We start from the raw sequence: 18,033 nt of genomic DNA, 5'->3' as shown, positions 1-18,033 counted from the left end.
AGTCAAGGTTTCTGCAAAACGGGATGGTCGGCATCGGCACGTCCCAGCGGACCGTCGCGCCCCGATCGTCCCCTGGAAATCATCCTTTTAAGGTGGGCATGTTCGACCGAGCACTCAAGAACTTCGCCAACACGGCGTCCAAGGGTTGATTGGTTCGGACCAATTCGTATTCGATACTCAATCGGGCACAGGTCCGGCGCGTGTTTTCCAGGAAAGCGTTCAAGGCTTCCAGGTAACCTTCGCGGAGCGCACGAGGGTTGCAGTTGAGGAATTGTTCGCTCTCCAAGCCTTCGAACCGCGTCGCTCCGGAGAATGGAAATTCGATCTCTTCGTCGTGCAGCGTTTGGAAGACGATCACATCGTGGCCTCGTTTGCGCAACAGGCTGAGCGCTTTGACCAACGACTCACCAACGCCCAACAGATCGCTGATCAACACGATCACGCCTCGACGTGGCACCGATTCGGCGACTTCCCGGACGATCGCAAACAGATCGGTCGCGCTATTCTGCGACGCACCATCGAGCGCGTCGAGGATTCGCGCCAACTGATATCGGCTGGTCCGTGGGGCCAGATTGCGGCGGATCTTATCGTCGAAGGTGATCAGCCCCGTCGCATCCTGTTGGCGATTGGCGAGGAAGGCCAGGCAGGAAGCGATCGACGAGGCGTATTCAAATTTGTTTTCCTCGCCGCTGCCGTAATTCATGCTGGCCGAAGAATCGACCAACAAGTGCATCCGGAAATTGGTTTCCTCTTCGTACTGCTTGATGTGCAGACGATCCTGCCGCCCCCACACCTTCCAATCGATGTGGCGTATATCGTCACCGGCGACGTATTGCCGGTGTTGCAGGAATTCGATCGATTGGCCGAAGTAGGGACTGCGGTGCATGCCCGACAGAAACCCTTCGACGACGCGTCGCGCCTTGAGTTCGAGGCGGGCGACGCGACGTGCGGCTTCAGGACGCAAAAATCTTTTTGAATCGGGCATCGCGCGACAGCTCGTCTTCGTTTTCTGGAGTAACAGCCAAGATCCGTGCGACCACATCATCGCTCGTAACGCCTTCGCTTTCGGCAGCGAAGTTGACGACCATCCGATGCCGCAGCACCGCAGGAGCCAGTGCTTGAATGTCCGACGGCTGGACGTGGAAACGACCTTCGAGCAACGCCCGGGCTTTGCCCCCCAGGATCAGGTTCTGAACCGCACGCGGTCCAGCGCCCCAACCGACCAGGTCGTTGACGAAATCGGGAACACCTTCGCTGCCAACGCGCGTCTGTCGCACGATCGACAAGGCGTATCGAACGACGTGATCGCTGACCGGTACCTGTCGAACCAGTTGTTGCAGACGAACGATCTCTTCGGCTTTCAAAACCGGTTGAACATCGTCCACGCTGGCGCCGGTGGTTCGACGCGCTACCTCGAACTCTTCGTCGAAGTTGGGGTAATCGACATAGACCTTGAACATGAACCGATCCTGTTGCGCTTCGGGCAACGGATAGGTTCCCTCTTGTTCGATAGGGTTTTGCGTCGCCAAAACGAAAAACGGATCGGCCATTGCATGGCGTTGTCCGCTGACGGTCACCTGGCGTTCCTGCATCGCTTCCAACAACGCGGCCTGCGTTTTTGGCGGCGTACGGTTGATCTCGTCGGCGAGGACCAAGTTGGCGAACAGCGGGCCGGGCATAAACCGCATCTGGCGGTGTCCCGATGCCCGGTCCTCTTCGATGATCTCGGTGCCGGTCACATCGGCCGGCATCAGGTCGGGGGTGAACTGGATGCGGTTGAACGAAAGATCCAGGCACCGCGCAAGCGTGCTGATCATCAACGTCTTGGCCAATCCTGGGACGCCTTCGAGCATGCAATGCCCTCGGCTGAACAGGCTGATCATCAATTGATCGATCACGTTTTGCTGGCCGACGATCACCTTGCCAAGTTGTTCGCGAACACGATTGCGGGCTTCGTGCAATCGTTGCGCGTCTTGTTCGGTGAACTCAGGAGGCGCCTGTGTGCTCATCCAGATCCTTTCGAGTCTTATTAAGTAAAATCCGAAACCAGCGGAGCCGCGGTTCCGATATCGATCAATCCATCTACGTTTACGATCTACATTCTGGCGCGTTCGAACAAACCGCCGTTCAGCGGCCTTTCGTCATCGCGTTGGGATGTTGAATCCACCGCCGATTCAAAGCGACGCCACAAGCTTACCCCAAATTCACCCAACCACCATAGCACGATCGGTGCAACTATTCGACAGGTTGGAAGAAACCAAACGGTTCCTTGGGTCGAATGGCATTGGTTCCATCGGCAGGGCCTGCGTTTCCGGGAACCTTCCCGGGGTCGGGTTTCTGTGGCGGCGTGTCTTGCATCTTGAAGCTCAATTGGTTCCGATCGATCGCCACGATGTATTGCCAATCGGTCGGATTGATACTGACGTGAGTGACCACTTCCATCGGCACCGTGCGAGCGACCAACTGAGTCGCTTCGTGAACGAGCCGTCCGTCGCGGACATCGATCGCCTGCAGCGTGATGTTCCAGGAGGGGATCCCATTGCCCGACCGCGTCGGCCGTTGACGTCGCGACAGAAACATCAATGGACCGCCAACGGGTTGGCCCGGGCTGACTCCAAACGCCCCGATCTCGTAGGGTGCCTCCCACAACGGTTTGCCCGTTTTTAGATCGAACGCCATCGCTGGGCCAGCCACTTCAACATGCTGTTGATCTTTGGCGCTGCGGCTGTATCGCATCTCTTGGTCCTCGGGCAATTCGATGTTAGGGAGCACGAGCAAGCGATCTTCCCACAGCAAGGCCTGCAGGTTCAACAGCGGTCCGCCCGGCGGCAGCGTCGAACTTTCCAAAGCCTTGCCCTCGATGAGATCCCAAATATTGAGATTGCCATCGGGTTGCAGCGTGACCGCAAAACGGTTCTCCACGACCTTTCCCTTCGTCCCCGGCTGCAACGCTTGGCTGTCGATCAATTGCTCGCCCGTCGCAGCATCCCACAACCGCAGCTGCAGCGCACCGCTGCCGTTTGCGTTGGCGGGCGTCTCGGTAAAGCTGAGCACTCGAGAACCATTGATCGCCCAGATTTGTTCGCCCGGTTCGCCCCACTCCTCGGTTTGCATCGGTTGCCCATCGCTGGCTCGGAATCGCAACACCTGGCGAGACGAAGGGCTGATCACCGACACGACCGAATCACCGGCCGCAAGGTAGCCGTCGTCGACACCCACCGATGCCCGCCAACGATCCTTGCCCGTCAACACGTCGACGGCGGTTAACGTCCGAGATTGAAGCATCATAAAATGCCCACCCCGAATCGAACTGGTCCGCAGCGCGGGTTGGTTTTGGGCGTTAAAGTGCCGCTGTTGCATTTGCCCCAAAGCGTTGGGGGCGCGGCGAGTTTGAATGTCGGAATTGCCGCTGCCGCTGCGCCAAACACGACGCCAAATTTCCATGTCGTTGGGGTTTTGCAACGCCTGGAACAAATCGATGCCAATCACCGCGGAGGGCAGCACAACGATCATCACGCCGTGATCGATATAGACTTCCTCGGGACCGTTGCGACCATTGATGCTACTTTCCAGACGATACATCGGCCCCAACATCCCCTGAGGCGTTTGCATTTGCAGACTGTCGGTGCTTTCACTGGCCAATACTTTCCAATTGGCAAACGCCAGCCCATCCCGCTGCATCACCTCCAAGAGGTCCGATCCGCTGCCGATTTCGTTGGGAAATTCCAGCGGTTGGACGTGGGCATGTTGCGGCCATTGGGCCAACGACAATTCGGAAGTCGGCTTTTCGCTGGCCAAACGCCGCAGTTGTTTCAACTGGTCGCTGGCCCAGTTGTCATCGAGCACAATCTCGTCGGGAGCTTTGATTTTTGCGAACGTCGCCAACGCATCCGCTTCCCATTGTACGTTCAAGTAGAGCCCGGCTAGAGTCGCCAGCCAGCGGTCGCGACGCGGTTGGGAATCGGCGGAAGCGATCGCGCCGCGCAACAGGCGTTCGGCGGCCAAGGACGAGCCCTCTTTGCGGAACCGATCGGCAACAGCCAACAGGATCGGGTCGCAAGCTTCGAAGTGGCCGAAGTGCCGCTGCAATTGTTGGCCGCGCGGGCCGGTGAGCGATGTCAGTTTTTGCAACCGTTGGGCAACAAGGTCGTTGATCGCGGCCAACGATTCCGCATCGGCCCGTTGCACCAAATCGTCGACACGCGCGGAGATCCATCCGCCGAGGTTGGCCGATCGACCATCGGCTAGCTCGATTCGCTGCGAAGCGTCAAACGTCTGCACGCCCATAAAATTGACAGCCGGGACCGACAGATCCAATAGCGCTCCGGCGGCTGCAACAAAATCTCCCGACTCCAGCAGGCCGGTCGCCTTGAGCCGCAAGACCTCCGCCGTTTCCTGGGGAAGTTCAGCCACGTTTTCCAGTTCCGCCAACAGTTTGATGTTGGCGGCAAAATCGTCTCGCAGTGCGCCGACCATCGCTTCGACGATCAGCACGCGAGCCTCCTCGTATTCGGGAGCGTCCGTCGGCACGCGTCGCAGCCACTGCAAGGCCTCGTCGCGTTGCCCCGCTTCGAGCAACAGTTCGCCTTTGCAAATCGTCGCCCAAATATTTTTGGGATCCGCCGTCAGCGCACTCTCGACGGCTGCGGCGGCGCTCTGGCGTCCTCGCGCCATCGCGATATGCGTGGCCGATTGCGACAACAATTGCCCCCGCACCGAAACCAGATTACCGAGCGAATAATGGACCGCTTGGCTTGCGATCTCCCGACCATCCCGCGTTCCGATCGATACCAACCGGTCGCTGCTGGTGGGAAACATAAACTGTCCGGGACCAAACGCCCCGCGGCCGACGATCGCTTCGCCGCGCGTTAACGGGGCTTCGTAATCCCAGCGACGATTCCCGCTGGTGACGTCGAGCCCGCGGATCGTGTCATTGCCGACCAGGATTGCGGTGTCATCGGCGACGCCCGCTAGATATTGCCAGTCTTCGCGAGGGATTGTGGCCCAGGCCGGTTTGCCGGTCTGCAGATCGAGGGCATACAGTCGGTCGCCTTCGACGGGCGTGAAAAGGACACGCCCTTTGTAAATCAGTGGGGTCCCGTCGTTCCAACGGGACAGAAGCGAACTGCTGTCGTCGCGACCACGGCCACCAAAGGATCGCGACATCTGGTTCAACATGTCGGTGCGTCGATAGCGGAATCCCCAACGGAATGTTCGCGTCGCCAGATCGAGTGCAACGATCGCACCGTGGCCAGTCGGGCAGACAATCGTGCCATCGGCATAAGCGGGCACGGCACCGCCGATCCGACGAATGGGATCGTCTTCGATCGAACCGGTCTCCACCGCGACCAGATGTTGCCGCCATTGCAACGCTCCGCTGGCGGGGTCCAAACAGACCAAGAACAGGTCCGATTTCTGTTCGGCGATCACATACAACAGGCCGTCGATCGGCAACGGCGGCCCGAGGAAAAACGTATCGACAAGCTCCGGTTCAGCGTTGTATTCGCCGCCGATCGTCCAAACCAATTTGCCTTCGGTCGCAATATCCAATGCGACCAACGTATTGGTACCACCGGCGGATTTCCGGATCCCTTGAATCCCCATCCCGCCAAACTGATTAAACGTTGCCGGGCGGACTTCACCCAAATCCATCAGCATGTAGGCTCGCGTGCCATCGCTGCTGACGCGGCCAAAGGGGAGATCGTTCCAGACGCGTTGGACCAGCAATCGGTGGCGTTGTTCATCATCGGGAATCTCATCGGTAGGAATCGCGGTGCCGTCGATGTTGTCGGAGAACCAAGGATATTCCCAGATATATTTGCCGGTTTCAAAATCGATCGCGACCATCCCTTCGGTCGTCTTGGCGAGGACGGTGTTGTCGACGACGATCGGTTGCCAGGTGGGAATCGGGAACGCTCCGGCTTGCTCGCGAGCCGCTTCAAAGCTCTCCAGAAATTCCTGTTGCCGGATACTCCACGTCGTCTGTTTCATCCAACGTTCGTTCCGCATCGGCAATTCGCTGCCGCGGTATCCGGTCCGCGCCGCGTCGCCGCCCGCCAGTGGTTGGTTGGCCGGAGCGTGATCCTGGAGATGTGTCAGTGGAGGGAAGTGTTGTGCCAACCAATCGGTGACCTGCGACACATCCGCAGACGATTTGGGCAACTCCACCGCACGACCATCCAATTGAACGCGGTTCGCCGGATTGTCGCCCAACGAGACCATCACATCGACCGCCCGTTCGGTCGATCCCGCTTGGTACCAACTGCCCGCCAGGGCGACGATCAAACCGGCGCCATGCTTGTTTCGCAGTCGCTCGTACCGATAAATTCGATCCAAGGTCATCGCGGCGGCCAGCGGTCGACCTTGATTCAAGTCGTGATAACCCAACAACAGTGTCGCTTGCTGGCCGGCATCGGTATGAAGATACTGACGCGAGACGGTGGCGATGCCACGCCAATCGTGTTGGGCGACGGCTTGCTTGAGTTCCGCCGCGGCGAGGCTGCCATATCGCAGATCGTAGATTTCCAATCCCTTGCTGGGCAATTGCCCCAACAGGTTCTCCGCTTCGCGCAGGATGCTGTTTTCAGCCAGCGTCTGCTGTTCGGATTCGAAAAAGAAGTCCTGCCCCTGCATCTCGCTGATACCGGGGTTCGATTTTCGCGCCAGCAATTCGCCCAGTAGGATGACCGCGTCGCCATAGCTGCCGCCCTCGATCGCCTGCCGCGCCTCGGACATCTCCTGCCGCAAGGAGCGGTCGGGCTCGATAAACTCGCCTCCCATCGAAACCCGATTCTGGCGAGTGCCAAACTGGGCGGCTGAATCGCTAGCAAAGACAAGCAGGGTCAAGAAGCAGACCCCGAACATGCGTGCCAGGCGGGGCCGTTGCCCGACCAATCGATTCGAGACGTGGTTGGGCTGCAAAGCTTGAAGCATATTTCAGGAATCCATTGCAAAGCGTGCGTCGCATGGCGAAGTGGCGGGCGCTGGAGGCAAACCGGAGATCCAGCGGCAACAACGTGTCGGTTGAATTGTAGCGTATCGAGACGGTGAAGGAATGCGAGTGCTGCGGCGGGCGGCAAACTCTCCCGGTCCCAACCAAGCTGCCCAGACGAACAAATCTTGAAAGCCTCCATGCCTCTGTCGGCCGATCCAGCCAGGCATCGCAACGCCGAAAAACCGCTACAACCGTCACAACCAGCCCCCTGAAAGGCGGAAATGCAAAGCTGGAGCGTTGATTGTCAAAGTTCATTCAAACGAGTTTTGGCTGTCGGTCGATCTCCTAATAATACATAGGGCACTATGTGGAACGCATACGAAAAATCGAACACAGTTGTTTGCACTGCAGCGAGAGGTTTGGCCGACGGATCGGTCGACCTTTCCATTGTTGTTAATGCAAGCAGGGTGGCTATCCGACCTACGATTAAAAACAGAGCAGTAAATCCAATGCGAAACAGCAAACTATTAAAGACAATTGTCACGATCGTGACCTGTGCGGCGATCGCCGTCCCACATCCCGCGATGGCAGCGTCACGGACGACTCAAATCGTTGATGGCGTCAAAGTTAGCCAAGACATCAAAAATGTCCGCTTGGGTGCCGCCAGCAAACTGCGTGGTGCAATCGTCGACCACAACGGTCGACCTGTCGCCGGAGCACCTGTCGTTGTAGGACAGCAAGGCAAGATCGTTGCTCAGCTGGATACCGCTGCTGACGGGCGCTACGAAGTCGCTGACGTTGCCCCAGGCATCTACCAAGTTGCTAGCTACGCTGGCGTTCAAACGGTTCGACTGCACGCCGCCGACGCTCCTGCCGGTTCGGTCGAAGGTGTCGTTCAGGTCATCGACAGCGAAGGCATCTCGCGCGGCCAATCCAACGGGCGTTTCAGCCTGCTGAAGCGTATTGCGACCAACCCACTGACATGGGCTGTTGTTATCGCCGCTGCAATCGCCATCCCATTGGCACTCGACGACAACGACGACGCTAGCTAATCATCTCGTATGAGTTAGGCTGGTCAAGCAAATCGAAAGAGCCGACTCGGCAAACGAGTCGGCTCTTTTCGTATCAACGTTTGTCCGATCTGGGGTCAGCGAGCCACCGCCGCCGTTAGCTCCAAGGCCAGATCCTGAGCCCCCTTCAGATCAAGCTTCCCCGTCCCCAGCAACGGGATCTCGGCGACCTCAAGAAAGCTGTCTTGCGAAGGGATGTAGATATTGGGCAGACCGGCAGCGACCAAATGCTTCCGCAATTCATCGGGCTGCTTCTCGCTGGGCAAATGCAGGACGATCAAGCGCTCCCCTTTCTTCTCGTCGGGAACGGACGTCACCATGACGCGAATCGCATCATCGTCATCCCCTTCGCAAAACGCAACTGCCAGCTCCTCTTCCACTTGAATGTGCGGGACCATTTCCCCTCCGATCTTCGAAAACCGACTGACCCGTCCGGTGATGTGAATAAAGCCCTCTTTGTCGATCTTGGCCACGTCGCCGGTGGCGTACCAGCCATCGCGAATCGCTTCGCAGGTTAGGTCCTCGCGCCCCATGTAACCCTTCATTACATTTGCACCGCTGATCATCAGCAAGCCATCGGTGCCCACCGGCAAGTCCTCTCCGTCATCGGCTGAGATGACTTTGGCCGCAACGCCATTGACCGGTCGTCCGACCGAACACTCGCGACAATCGATCTGAAATTTCTCGACGCTTCGCGAGGGTGGCACATTGACCGAGACCAGCGGGCTCAACTCGGTCGCGCCGTAACCTTCCACCGGACGGACACCAAAGCGTTTCTCGAACTGATCGGCAAGCGCGATCGGCATCTTCTCAGCACCAACGACCACGACATCCAGCCACTTAAACTGCTCGGGCTCGATCCGCCGTAGATATCCACGCAGGAAGGTCGGTGTCCCCAGCATCACCGTCGCTTTGTATTTCTCAGCCATTTTACCAACCTGCTTGGCATCCAGCGGGTTGAAGTGGTAGACCCCCGCGGACGACAAGGTGTTCACGCCCCACAGCGTGACGGCATAGCCAAACGAATGGAAGAACGGCAGGACTCCCAACACCGAATCTTCTTTTCTCAGTCGCACCACACAGTCGATCGCATCGACGTTGTGGCCGATGTTGGCATACGTCAGCATCACCCCCTTGGGCGTTCCGGTAGAACCAGACGTAAAAATCACCGTCAGGATGTCGTCGCCGCTGACATTTTGCAATCCCAGCAACCATTCGGTGAGCCGCGCCGGAAACACAAAGCCGCCAAGCAGGCCAGACAGTTTATCCATCCATCCGACGCGATCCTTGATGTCCTCCAGGTAGACCATCTCCGCATCCAGCTTGAAATCGAACTTCTCCATGAATCGGCGACTTGTCAGCACATGCTTGATCCCGGCGGTGTGAATGCACTTGTTCATCACGTCCGACGACACGGTGTAGTTCAGATTCACACCCACGCGCCGATCGATCGCCATCGCAAAGTTGACAGCGACGGCAGGAACGCTGGGGGGAAGCAAGATCCCAACATTGATTTCTTTGTCGTCCAGCACTTCGCGACGCAACATCTTTCGGAGCGCCAGGATCCGTACCAGCAACGTCTTGCCACTGAGTTCCGCCCCCGTCGAATCAGCCGACTTGATGCCACGGCCACTGCCACGCAACGACCGGATCAACCGACGCGTCAAAATGGGTTGTCGTGTACCAATCTGCTTGTACGCCTGGGCGTTTAATTGCTGCACCTTCTCGCGGACCGTCGCAACAGGCGTCTGCGTGGGCAACGGTTTGCCGATGTGGAGGGTCAGCGTACGACGCGTTAGTTGCGGCATTTTCCACAAAAACCGGCCGCCCGAATTGCTGAAGATGCTCCCCCACATGCCATCCAAATAGACGGGGACGATCGGGGCTTCGGTCCCCTTGAGGATCTTCTCCATGCCGGGACGGAAGGCTTGCAGTTGTCCGTTGCGTGAAATTCCTCCTTCGGGAAACAGGCCGATCACCTTGCCATGATTGAGACCGTCGCGGCCTGCCTTCAGCGCCCGCGCGATCGATTTGGGGCTGCTGGTCATCATGATCGAATCGAACACCTTCCCCAACGCAAACATGAACTTGCCGCGAAAGTTGCTGGCGTCGACGATAAAATGAACCGGCCGCGGGATGAACCATAACATCAACGATCCGTCGAGCCACGAGACGTGATTCGAACACAACAGATATCCCCCTTCGGCAGGTAGGTTCTCGAGTCCGACAACCCGCTTGCGATAGAGACAGGCGAACAATCCGCGGAAGTAGAGACGAACAAACCATTCCCATTGCAGAAAAATCGCCAGTACCAACAGAGCGTGAAGGGCGATGACCGACAGGGCAATGGCCAGCAATATTTGAAGCAACATCTTGGACCGTGTTGGGAACGAGTTCGAGAACAATGGATGGAAGGTGGGGACCTATTCCCCAGTTTATAGAGAAATCGGCTCCAGAAGGAGACGAGTTTTTCTCTGTCACGAGAGAGCCTCTTTTTAGACTCTGGTTTCGGTAATTGGGCGAGAACTTGCTATACTTGCTCTCCAGCGGGGACTTCGCTCCGCCCTCTCCCACCTGAACTAATTGCCCACCCTGCTGCCCAAGATTTGCTGCCATGAATAGGTTCCGCATCCCCGGCGTCTCGCTCCCCCCAGCCCCACACTCTGCATCGACTTCGCCGACCAAGTCTTCCTGGCTTGGGAAGCTGACCAGCTTGAAGCGGTGGCAGTTCGCTTGGCTCTACATCAGCCTGGTTGCCGGTTCGGCGATCGCAAAGGAGGCCAAGCCCGATCCGAACGTGACGGCGGCCCAAGCGGTCGCTGCCCGGCTCACCGATGCGGCGACCTGGACGGAGCTATTTAACGGCAAAGATCTGACCGGTTGGCAGGGAGACACCAAGGGCTATGTTGCCCAGGATGGCGTATTGGTTTGTCAGAAAGGAGCCAAACTGCTGCTCAGCGAGAAGGAGTACGGTGACTTTGCGTTCCAGTTCGAATTCAAGTTGGAACCCAGCGGCAACAACGGAATCGGGATTCGAGTTCCCGCCGGTGGGCACCCATCGACCGACGGGATGGAGATTCAAATCCTCGATCACGACGGTGACAAATACAACGCACAGATCGATCTGGGAAATGGGAAAACGCAACGCATCAACAAACTGAAGCCGTGGCAGGTCCATGGTTCGGTTTACGGCATCTTCCCCGCAAAAACAGGGTACCTGAAACCGGTTGGCCAATGGAACACGCAGACGATTGTCGCGATCGAAGACCACATCATCGTGATCCTTAACGGAGCGGTCATCGTCGACGTCTTCCTGGACGACCAAATGCCGATCGATGGCAAATCGCATCCAGGCAAGGATGTTCGCAAAGGCCATCTGGTGCTGTCCGGGCACAACGACCACGTCGAATTCCGCAACCTGAAGATCGCCGATTACAGCGTCTCGCCCCCCATTGCCACATCGAAAGTCGACAACACACCGCCGCCAGGTTTTGTCAGCCTGTTCAACGGCAAAGACCTCAGCGGCTGGAAGGGGCTCGCCGATGGCAATGCCAATCGCCGCCGTGCACTAGCGGGCAAGGAACTGGAAGCGGCCCAAGCGGCGGCCGACGAGGTCATGCGGGCGCACTGGAGCGTCGTCGATGGCGTGCTGACCTACGACGGCAAGGGACAAAGCCTGTGTACCGACAAAGACTACGGCGACTTTGAAATGTACATCGATTGGAAGATTCCCCCCGGAGCCGATTCGGGTCTGTATCTGCGAGGCACGCCGCAAGTTCAAATCTGGGACCCCTGGGATCCACGCGTGAAACCGGGCCAGTCGCCTCCCGCCGACGCCCTCGCATGGGTCGCCGCCTACCGCAACGGCCGCAATCTCGGTTCGGGAGGACTTTGGAACAACAAGCGTTGGCGAAACGCTCCCACCACGCTGGCCGACAATCCGCCGGGGCAATGGAACACGTTTTTCATTCGCATGGTGGGCGAAAAGGTCAGCATCTGGCTGAACAAAAAACTGATCGTCGATCGCGTGGCGCTGGAAAATTACTGGGACAAGACCGGCAAGGAACCGCTCGCCCGAGCGGACCAGATCGAACTGCAACACCATGGCAGCGAGCTGTTCTTCAAGAACATCTACCTCCGCGAACTCCCCTATTGATCGCGAGATTCCTTGCGACCGGCAGCATCGCTGCCGTGTCGGGGGGGACTTTTCACATGATTTCCAAAATAATTCCAGTCACGAGTCGGCCGCTCGTTGACGGCTGGCTTGGACTGGATACCATGGTGATATTGAGACCGGTTATCAACAGATCCCAAATGGCGATTCCCTTGAGTAACGAAACCCTCTTAAACGTCTTCCCGACCGACGATGAACGTCACCGCTTGGTCGTTGCTATTCAACGATGCGATGGCGACGCAGACCGCTTGGTGCTGCGTCAAGAAACGTTTTCTCAAGATGTAGGCTGGTTCACGCAAAGCTGCATTGCGATCGAGCCGGAGCAATTGCCCGGATTAAAGATGGCTCTGACCAGCAATACCGCTCGCAAACTGCAACGCCCCTGTCGGAGCGGTGGAGCGTCGCCAGCGGTACTCAGTTTCAGCGAAGCCGCGGCCAGTCGCGTAGGCTAACCCTCGCCGCGGTTCTTTTTCTGCAAGGCCGGATTGCTTAGCCGGACTTCTTGGCCGAGTGGGTCGCAGCGGCACCGGCAGCTGACGAATTACGCAGCAGCTTGGTGTATTCGTCCACGCCCTCTTGTTCGTCCTTGAGGATATCTTCCAGGAAGATCACCAAGGGGCGATTTCCTTCAGCGAGTTCCAAGGCTTTTTCGTACATTTCTACCGCCTTGGCTTCGAATTCCAGGCTGAACTGCAGAACCTCTTGCAGGTCGCGCGATTGTCGGATCTCGTTGCGAGTTGCAACGGGCACGCCACCCAATGCGACGATCTTGTCGCCGACCAGTTGCGCGTGGCCAAACGATTCCTTCGCGTCGCCGAGAAAACGGTCGGCGTAAACTTCGCGCCAGACACCTTCAATGATGAATCCGGCCTGCGAGTATTGTGCGACGCCGGTCCATTCGTGCTTGAGAATTTCGTTCAGTTGGGTGATCAGTTCTTGGCTTGCCATGATGAGTTTCCTTTTGAGCTGGAAGCAGTCTGTAATCGTTGGGGTACACTTGAAGCCTATCGAGATTACAGGCCAAGCAGAAGACCAGAAAATGGCGTTATCCGCTGGTTTTTCGATATATTCCGTGGTCTTGAAAGTGAGTCTCAGTTGCCCGCGTTTGAGTGTCGAGCGGCCGGATAAAACTTTCCGGCGGACGCTTCGGAAAGAGTCAATAATTGCGTTCGAAAGGCACCCCGTCAAAGCATCGTCGAGTGCGTCGATCGGACCGGAGGCAGGCTGCAGACTAACATCACAAACCGCCGGGGTATCGCGACTTCGCGTCCTCAACGCAGAACTGATATTCTGATAAATTGCCAGGCCGCAATGCACTCACTCACGCAGGAACCGATCTGTGGCAAATTCAAATCCCTCCGACGAAGACCGTTGTGCTGTTTACCTCAAGGCGATAGCGGATTCGCTGCGGTTGCAAATCGTCCGCGCGCTGCAATCAGGCCCGTTGAGTGTTTCCGACCTCGCGTTGGCGCTCGACCAAGAGATCGGGACCGTTTCGCACCATCTGCGCGTGCTCTACCACGCGAACCTTGTCACCACCCAGCGCGAGGGGAAGTTTATCTATTACTCACTGAACCAAGGTGTTCTGGGCGGCCAGGCGAAAACACGGCGCGGCGCGTTGGACTTCGGTTGCTGCAAGTTGGATATGGGCCCTGCATCAGGAGACTGAATGATTGACAATCATTCTGACGTTCGTGAGAATGTCGGTGCTTAGATACTTTCAATTTCCGGCAGCATTATTCAAACGCCACTCCAAGGCCCGCTTGATTACGCCCTGTATGCGTTGAGGTTCTCACGATGACATCCCCTATCCGTTTCATCATGATCGGCGGCTTTCTTGGCGCTGGTAAAACGACGCTGATTCAACAGCTGGCCCGGCGTTTTCAAGCCGATGGCAAACACGTTTGCATCGTGACCAACGATCAAGCCGCAGGGCTGGTCGATACGGAGCTGTTGAAGAGCCAAGGCTTTGAAGTCAACGAGGTCGCCGGCTCCTGCTTCTGCTGCAACTTCGACGGGCTGACCGACGCGATGGACGAATTCGAATCGCGTCGTCGCCCCGACGTGATCCTTGCCGAACCGGTTGGCAGTTGCACCGATCTGATCGCCACGATCGCGATTCCGATGATGGAGCGGTTGGGCGAAAAATTCGTTCACAGCCCCTACGCCGTGATCTTAAAACCGAAGCACGGCTTGAAGATCCTTTCGGGAACTGGCGGTGGGTTTTCGGAAAAGGCGGAATACATCTTCCGCAAGCAGTTGGAAGAATCGGAGATCATTCTACTGAACCGGATCGACGAACTGTCCGACGGGGAAGTCGACGAACTGAAGGCTCGCGTCGACGAACAGTATCCGGGGCGTCAAGTGATTTGCATCTCGGCCAAGACGGGCGAGAACCTGGACGCGTTGTACGAAGCGTTTCAACAACTCGCTTCGCCGCGCGAGGCCACGATGGAGGTCGATTACGACGTCTACGCCGATGGCGAAGCGGAGCTTGGCTGGTTGAACGCCACGGCCGTCTTTGAAAGCCCGTCGCCGATGCCCTTGGATCGCGTTGCCGTTGAACTTGTCGAGCATCTGCGACAAAGCTTGTCAAAGGTCGGCGCCGAACCAGGCCACCTAAAGGTACTCTGCAGCGGCAACGACGATGTCAGCGTCGCCAATCTGATCGACAGCGATTCTGCGACGGTGCTGTCGGTTTCCAGCGCAGCGAACGCGGCGAAGGCGACAGCAATCATCAACGCGCGCGTTCGGCTGGCCCCCGAGGAACTGCGGCAATTGGTCGACGCAGCGGTCTCCGCCACCGCGGCGATCTTCTCCGCCCAAGCGGATGTGGAGCAATTGGAAAGCTTTCGACCGGGCCGACCAACGCCGACGCATCGCGTGCAGTACTAGGCAAATATGCTTCCGCATCACGATTCGCGGCGGTCCATCAGCCCCGCGGCGTGGAATTCGATCGGCCGTGGCTTAGGAGCGAAACTGCGCCGCATTGATGTCATGTTTTTTGAGCAGTTTGTGCAGGCCTTGCCGCGACAGCCCCGCTTGTCGCGCCGCTTCGGAAACGTTGCCGGCGTGGATTTCCATCAAACCAACCAGATACTGGTACTCGGCCGCTTCCATCGCTTCCTCGCGCGACGCGTTAGAGAGCGCGGCGGGTAGAGTTGCGGTGGGGGAGGGGGATGCATCGAGCGACGATACGTGCTCCCGAAGGACGCTGAAATGCGAACCGGAGGCGGATGAGGAGTGCACTTTTCCGGGCAAATCGGCGGTGGTCACGAGTGGGCCAGGGGCCAGCGTGAGCGCGCGTTCGATGAGATTGCGAAGCTCGCGGATGTTTCCCGGCCAGTCGTATTGCAGCAGCGCTTCGCGGGCGTCGTCGGAAAAACCTTCGACAGCCGAATTCGGCGGACGCAAGCTATCCAACAGCGCATCGGCGAGCAGCAAGATATCGTTGCCGCGATTTCGCAATGGTGGCATTTCGATATGGATCACTCCCAAGCGGTAATACAGATCCTGGCGAAAGCGTCCCGCGGCGACTTCCATTTCCAAATCGCGGTTGGTGGCACAAACAAACCGCGTATCGACGGTCACCGGCGTGTGGCTGCCGACGGGAATGAAGGTCTGCTCCTGGACGGCTCTCAACAGTTTTGCTTGCAGGGCCACGGGGAGTTCGCCCAGTTCATCGATGAACGCCGTTCCGCCATCGCATTGTTTCAACAGCCCTTCGGCCTCGCCGACCGCGCCGGTAAACGACCCTCGCTTGTGCCCAAACAGCATCGATTCGAACAACGATTCGGGAACCGCGGTGCAGTCGATGACTTGGAACTTGCCGTCGCTGCGATGGCTGTGCGAATGAATCGTACTGGCGACAATCTCTTTCCCCGTACCGCTCTCGCCAGTGATCAAGACATTGGTGTCGGTGGGAGCCACGCGGTCGATGATCTCGAACAGTTCCAACATCGGTTCGCTTTTGCCGATCATATGCGGGAACAACGTTTCCAATTCATCGCGACCGCGCACCGGAACGGGGGGACGCGTCGATTTGTTTTCAGCGCTGGCGAGCACACGTCGTACACAGGCCAAAAGGTCTTCGAACTTGACAGGCTTCAACAGATAATCGGTGATCCCCAAGCGAATGCTTTCGATCGCCGAAGGGAGCGTCGGCACGCCGGTGATCACTACGATCGGGACTGTCGGGCGGTGGTTGCGTTGATCGTGCAGCAGTTCCAGCTTGAAATTGCCCGGCATACTGAGATCCGACAACACGAGGTCGAACGATTCTTCACGCAACCGCCGCATCGCTTCGGTCGCATTGGAAACGCAGACACATGCATAGCCGGCCTTGCGAAGCAGATCGCCAGTGGTCCTCAGGTAGAGCGGTTCGTCATCGGCGACAAGAATTTTCTGGGTCGGGTTGGTCATGCTGTTTCTATCCTCCGAGGCAACGTCACCGCAAACGTGCTGCCGTGCCCGACGCGAGATTGTACCGTCAGGCTACCGTTCATCCCTTCGACAAAGTTTCGCGACACCGACAACCCTAGCCCCATGCCTTCCTTCAATTCGCTTTTGGTGGTGAAAAAGGGTTCGAAAATATGATTCAGCGAGGCTTCACCGATACCACACCCCGCATCGCTGACAAGGATTCGCACCTTGTCCGGTTCGGCCTCCAAAGAGAGCTTAACCGATTGCTGCGGCTGCGAGGCTTGGATCGCGTTGCGAATCAGATTGAACAGGACCTGCTTCAATTCCCCTTCGGGCAAACGGACGATCTCTCCTTCGGTATCAAAATCGGTAACCAGCGTCACCTGATGTCGCCGCGCGATCGGATCGCATAACGTCGCCACGTCGCGGATCGACTTTTCGATCGAAAACTCAAACGACTGTTGGGGGCTGCGGCGATAAAGTTGATACATCTGGTGAATGATCGAACTGATCCGTTCGATCTCCTTGTCGACCAACTCCAACAGATCGTAATGCTCGTGCTCAGGCGTCAAACTGTCGCGGAACAGAGCGAACGCATTGCGAATCCCAGCCAACGGATTGTTGACTTCGTGGGCAACGCCAGCGGCAAGTTCGCCCAAGGCGGCAAGTTTCTCCATCTGCTGGCGATGTTTCTCCAGTTGTGCGATCCGTCCGGTCCGCTCTTGCACCAATTGTTCCAGGTGTTCGGTGTAGAGCCGCAATTGGTCCTTGAGTCCCTGACGATCGGTGATGTCGCGAACGCTGGTACGAAAGCCGAGATGTTTGCCGTCGTCGGCATACATCGACTGCCAAGAAACGGCCATCCAGCGCGCTTGCCCGTCGCAGGTGAGGATCTCGAACTCGAGATCGTTGTGCGACTTTCCCGCAACCGCATCGTCGAGCATCCTTTGAATCCGCGGACGATCTTTTTCAGCGACGATTGGCAACGGATAATCGGTCATCGCCATGCACTGCTGCGACGTATACCCAGTCACCCGTTTCACCGCATCGTTGACCCAGACCAATTTCCCGTGCGGATCGTGCCAACTTTCCCAATCATAGGTCGAGTTGGCGACGATACGAAAGAAGACGTCGTTGAGGGACCCATCGCGGAGGTGGGAGTACGGCATCGGCAGGCTGCTTTTTCGAAGTCGATCGCGGCGTTCAGCGCCGCCGGAAATCTGCGTGGCAGGAGGCCATCATGCCGGTGCTCGGAAAACGTCATTCCAAGCACCGCGAATGCCCCAAACGCTAACATAGCACAACGCGTGCCTGAATCTGCAAGTGCTATTGTCCCCCGTTCGCGACAGTCTGTCACCCGGGGTTCAATACGCTTAGATCCCCCCGCCGCTCAATCGATCGGACGAGCGGAATTAAAATCGTTGGAAGCTGTC

12 protein-coding genes are annotated in these 18,033 nt (G+C 57.7%); 5 read left to right on the top strand and 7 right to left on the bottom strand.

Annotated features, from left to right (window positions below; all coding sequences use genetic code 11):
• Positions 1–79 precede the first annotated feature (79 nt).
• The 3 genes from EC9_RS10400 to EC9_RS10390 all read right to left on the bottom strand — a co-directional run bounded on the left by EC9_RS10400 (position 80) and on the right by EC9_RS10390 (position 6,933).
• The gene (locus EC9_RS10400; protein ID WP_246106060.1) at positions 80–985 is read right to left on the bottom strand and encodes a DUF58 domain-containing protein; all 906 of its coding nucleotides are present in this window, start codon (positions 983–985) and stop codon (positions 80–82) included.
• Positions 954–2,009, bottom strand: coding sequence for an AAA family ATPase (locus EC9_RS10395; protein ID WP_145344785.1), 1,056 nt, complete (start codon positions 2,007–2,009; stop codon positions 954–956). Before EC9_RS10395 ends, EC9_RS10400 begins: the two co-directional genes overlap by 32 nt.
• 226 nt (positions 2,010–2,235) lie before the next feature.
• Positions 2,236–6,933, bottom strand: a complete 4,698-nt coding sequence (locus tag EC9_RS10390) for an outer membrane protein assembly factor BamB family protein (RefSeq protein WP_145344782.1) — start codon at positions 6,931–6,933, stop codon at positions 2,236–2,238.
• 510 nt (positions 6,934–7,443) lie between these two features.
• Between EC9_RS10390 and EC9_RS10385 the strand changes: the two genes are divergently transcribed.
• On the top strand, positions 7,444–7,986 hold the full coding sequence (locus EC9_RS10385; protein ID WP_218934714.1) for a carboxypeptidase-like regulatory domain-containing protein: 543 nt from the start codon (positions 7,444–7,446) through the stop codon (positions 7,984–7,986).
• A gap of 95 nt (positions 7,987–8,081) precedes the next feature.
• Here EC9_RS10385 and EC9_RS10380 read toward each other — a convergent pair whose 3' ends face one another.
• Positions 8,082–10,376, bottom strand: coding sequence for an AMP-binding protein (locus tag EC9_RS10380; RefSeq protein WP_145344776.1), 2,295 nt, complete (start codon positions 10,374–10,376; stop codon positions 8,082–8,084).
• Between the two features lie 242 nt (positions 10,377–10,618).
• Here EC9_RS10380 and EC9_RS10375 point away from each other — a divergent pair, with 242 nt between their 5' ends.
• Together EC9_RS10375 and EC9_RS10370 are read left to right on the top strand one after the other, a co-directional pair.
• Positions 10,619–12,160, top strand: a complete 1,542-nt coding sequence (locus EC9_RS10375; RefSeq protein WP_145344771.1) for a 3-keto-disaccharide hydrolase — start codon at positions 10,619–10,621, stop codon at positions 12,158–12,160.
• A 170-nt stretch (positions 12,161–12,330) separates the two neighbouring features.
• A complete protein-coding gene (locus EC9_RS10370) occupies positions 12,331–12,630 on the top strand; it encodes a hypothetical protein (RefSeq protein WP_145094128.1) in 300 nt (99 codons plus the stop codon).
• A gap of 37 nt (positions 12,631–12,667) precedes the next feature.
• On the opposite strand, the gene EC9_RS26940 is transcribed toward EC9_RS10370, so the two are convergent.
• The gene (locus EC9_RS26940; RefSeq protein ID WP_246106059.1) at positions 12,668–13,453 is read right to left on the bottom strand and encodes a ferritin-like domain-containing protein; all 786 of its coding nucleotides are present in this window, start codon (positions 13,451–13,453) and stop codon (positions 12,668–12,670) included.
• Between the two features lie 64 nt (positions 13,454–13,517).
• On the opposite strand from EC9_RS26940, the gene EC9_RS10360 reads away from it, so the two are divergent.
• Complete coding sequence (locus tag EC9_RS10360; protein WP_145344768.1) at positions 13,518–13,847, top strand: ArsR/SmtB family transcription factor; 330 nt, start codon at positions 13,518–13,520, stop codon at positions 13,845–13,847.
• Positions 13,848–13,975: 128 nt separating this feature from the next.
• Positions 13,976–15,073, top strand: a complete 1,098-nt coding sequence (locus EC9_RS10355; protein WP_246106058.1) for a GTP-binding protein — start codon at positions 13,976–13,978, stop codon at positions 15,071–15,073.
• A 72-nt stretch (positions 15,074–15,145) separates the two neighbouring features.
• On the opposite strand, the gene EC9_RS10350 is transcribed toward EC9_RS10355, so the two are convergent.
• Positions 15,146–16,600, bottom strand: coding sequence for a sigma-54-dependent transcriptional regulator (locus tag EC9_RS10350; RefSeq protein ID WP_145344765.1), 1,455 nt, complete (start codon positions 16,598–16,600; stop codon positions 15,146–15,148).
• Positions 16,597–17,769, bottom strand: coding sequence for a PAS domain-containing sensor histidine kinase (locus tag EC9_RS10345; RefSeq protein WP_145344761.1), 1,173 nt, complete (start codon positions 17,767–17,769; stop codon positions 16,597–16,599). The genes EC9_RS10350 and EC9_RS10345 overlap by 4 nt, the downstream gene beginning before the upstream one ends.
• Positions 17,770–18,033: the final 264 nt, after the last annotated feature.

The organism is Rosistilla ulvae (genome assembly GCF_007741475.1).
Taxonomy (GTDB): domain Bacteria; phylum Planctomycetota; class Planctomycetia; order Pirellulales; family Pirellulaceae; genus Rosistilla; species Rosistilla ulvae.
Note: the sequence above shows the minus strand (reverse complement) of the source record. Positions and strands in the feature narration are given on the sequence as shown.